The organism is Streptomyces sparsus (assembly GCF_054776295.1).
On sequence record NZ_BAAHCA010000808.1, the window covers coordinates 1 to 2,269 of the forward strand.

The 2,269-nt window shown below is 69.9% G+C and carries 6 protein-coding genes; 4 read left to right on the forward strand and 2 right to left on the reverse strand.

Annotation, left to right across the window (positions count from 1 at the left end; translation table 11 throughout):
- Both ACYVE9_RS23625 and ACYVE9_RS23630 read right to left on the reverse strand, forming a co-directional pair.
- A partial coding sequence (locus ACYVE9_RS23625) for a hypothetical protein (RefSeq protein WP_461029913.1) occupies positions 1-238 on the reverse strand: 238 nt, incomplete at its 3' end.
- Positions 235-519: a hypothetical protein gene (locus ACYVE9_RS23630; RefSeq protein WP_461029914.1), complete on the reverse strand. Its 285-nt coding sequence runs from the start codon at positions 517-519 to the stop codon at positions 235-237. The genes ACYVE9_RS23630 and ACYVE9_RS23625, both read right to left, overlap by 4 nt.
- Positions 520-724: 205 nt before the next feature.
- Between ACYVE9_RS23630 and ACYVE9_RS23635 the strand changes: the two genes are divergently transcribed.
- The 4 genes from ACYVE9_RS23635 to ACYVE9_RS23650 all read left to right on the forward strand — a co-directional run.
- Positions 725-1,567, forward strand: coding sequence for a helix-turn-helix domain-containing protein (locus ACYVE9_RS23635; protein ID WP_461029915.1), 843 nt, complete (start codon positions 725-727; stop codon positions 1,565-1,567).
- A complete protein-coding gene (locus tag ACYVE9_RS23640) occupies positions 1,549-1,758 on the forward strand; it encodes a DUF397 domain-containing protein (RefSeq protein WP_461029916.1) in 210 nt (69 codons plus the stop codon). The genes ACYVE9_RS23635 and ACYVE9_RS23640 overlap by 19 nt, the downstream gene beginning before the upstream one ends.
- 36 nt (positions 1,759-1,794) lie before the next feature.
- A complete protein-coding gene (locus tag ACYVE9_RS23645; RefSeq protein ID WP_461029917.1) occupies positions 1,795-1,941 on the forward strand; it encodes a hypothetical protein in 147 nt (48 codons plus the stop codon).
- A 143-nt stretch (positions 1,942-2,084) separates the two neighbouring features.
- The coding region (locus ACYVE9_RS23650) for a glycerate kinase (RefSeq protein ID WP_461029918.1) at positions 2,085-2,269 on the forward strand (185 nt) is incomplete at its 3' end.

Below are 2,269 nucleotides of genomic sequence, written 5' to 3' on the forward strand. Positions count from 1 at the left end.
CGTTGAGTTCGGTGAGGAGGGCGCTCAGCAGCTCCGACTGGCTCATCGGACGCAGATGGGCCGGTTCGGCGTCCCACTCGCGGCCACCGGCGAGCGGACGCAGCCGGACGTAGGGCCCTTCGCGTCCCATGACCCGCCCCACCCGGTCGGTGGCGATGTCGCGTACGGCGTCGCCGACGGCGGCCACGTCACCGACGCGGGCCGCGGGGGAGGGCTCGCGGGCTTCGTGGGCGGTCATCGGATGGCCCCTCGTGTGATCACCTCGGCGAGGGCGTGGGCCACGGGGGCCGAGCACACGCCGAGTTGGACGAGTGCGTAGCGCGGCTCGCCCTCCCGCACGTCGACCCAGGGCGTGCGGATGTCCATGGCGGGAAGTTGGACGCCGGCCCGGGAGAGGGCGTGGGCGAGTGCGTCGCGGGCGTCCAGGGCTTCCTGGATCTTCGGCGAGGGCGGCGGACTGCTGGTGGCGGTCACCGGGACGGGAGCGGTGGACAGGGGGTCCTGCGGTGCGGCGTTCATGGGGGCGGCTTCCCTCGTGGGTGCGGTTTCGTTGTTCTCCTGACCTGGCTGTGCAGGCCGGATTACCGTGCGTAGTGCCGGTGTGACGAGAATGCGCCCGGCTGGGAACGGCCGGCGCCGTGAGCCCGCTGTGCTGCCGATGCGCGCGGGGCCGGTTCCACACGTTCCACAGGCCGCCAGCAGCAGAAGCACGAGGGGGAGCGGTATGCCGCAGCGACGCGTCATCACCGGTCGGAGTCAGGAACCACGCCAGCGGTTCGCGGAGGAACTGCGCAGACTGCGGGCGACACGGGGGACGACACTGCGGCAGCTCGGTGAACGGCTGGGCTGGGACTGGTCGTTGTTCGGCAAGATGGAGAAGGGCGAGACGCTGGGCAGCCCGGAGGTCGCCCAGGCGCTCGACACCCACTACGAGACACCGGGCCTGCTGCTGGCCCTCTGGGAGCTGGCAGCCGGCGACCACACGCAGTTCCGTGAGCGCTACCGCCGCTACATGGCGCTGGAGGCGGAAGCGGTCAGCCTGTGGCACTTCGCGGTGAGCGTGCTCCCGGGGCTGTTGCAGACCCCGGGGTACGCGCGGGAGGTACTGGCGGCGGGCGGCCTGAAGGGCAAGGAGCTGGACCAGCAGGTCGAGGCCCGCATGAGCCGCCGCGAACTGCTGGACGGCGAGGACGCGCCACGCTTCCGGACGATCGTTTCCGAGGCGGTCCTACGGACGGCTCTGCTCAACACGAGCGCGTGGCGAGAACAGTTGGAGAGTCTGCTGGAGGTGGCGGAGCGGCCGAACGTGGCAGTCCAGGTTCTCCCGTTCAGCGCGGGTCCCTACGGGCTCGACAGCACAGACGTGTGGTTCCTGCGTCTGCCGCTGGGGCGTACCGTGGCGTACACCGAGAACGCACACAGGGGCGACCTGATCGAGGAGAACTCGGCGGTCGAGAAGCTGCAAGGTGCCTACGATGCGGTGCGCGACCTGGCGCTTCCCCCGGCCGAGTCGCGGAAGCTGATCCTGCGCATGTTGGAGGAAGTACCGTGCGACCCATCGATGTGAGCGTTGCGAACTGGCACAAGAGCTCGTACAGCAACTCCGACGGTGGCGCCTGCATCGAGGTCTCACACGACTTCGCCACCGTCGTCCCGGTACGGGACAGCAAGTTGCCCGGTGGATCGATACTCGTGTTCCCGGCGGGTGGCTGGTCGTGTTTCGTGGAGGCCGTCAAGGCTGAGCGGTTGGGCGTCTGATCCGAACCACGTGATCAGGAGCGCGAGCGTCTTGCCGTGATCGTCCCGGCGCTGGTCGAGGCGTACGAGGAACTTCTCGATCAGCGGGACGGTCGTGTCGCACACCAGAGGTCGATGGCTGTTCGGTCAGGCGACGCCGAGGTCATGTCCGCCGAGGAGGTTGCCCGGGCACTCGGTCTGTGACCGTGTGCCCGCACAGGCGCACCGGCTCGGTCCCGGTTGACGGGTCCGTTCCGGCGGGTGGACGGGGCATGGTGGGCGGCGGTGGGGGCGGATAGGGTCGGCGTGGCGCGGCAGCACGTATCAACGAGTGAGGAACGACCTGTATGACGTCTACAGCGCGCGTGCTGATCGCCGCGGACAAGTTCAAGGGATCACTCACGGCCGTGCAGGTCGCCGCACACGTGACGGCCGGGCTGCGGCGGGTGGAGCCGGAGCTGGACGTCGTGCCGCTGCCCGTCGCCGACGGGGGTGACGGCACGGTCGCGGCTGCGGTGGCCGCCGGTTTCGA

What these genes read in the sequence shown, in the direction of transcription:
- ACYVE9_RS23630 (WP_461029914.1), bottom strand. Translation starts at nt 519, where the DNA reads ATGAACGCCGCACCGCAGGACCCCCTGTCCACCGCTCCCGTCCCGGTG.
- ACYVE9_RS23635 (WP_461029915.1), top strand. Translation starts at nt 725, where the DNA reads ATGCCGCAGCGACGCGTCATCACCGGTCGGAGTCAGGAACCACGCCAG.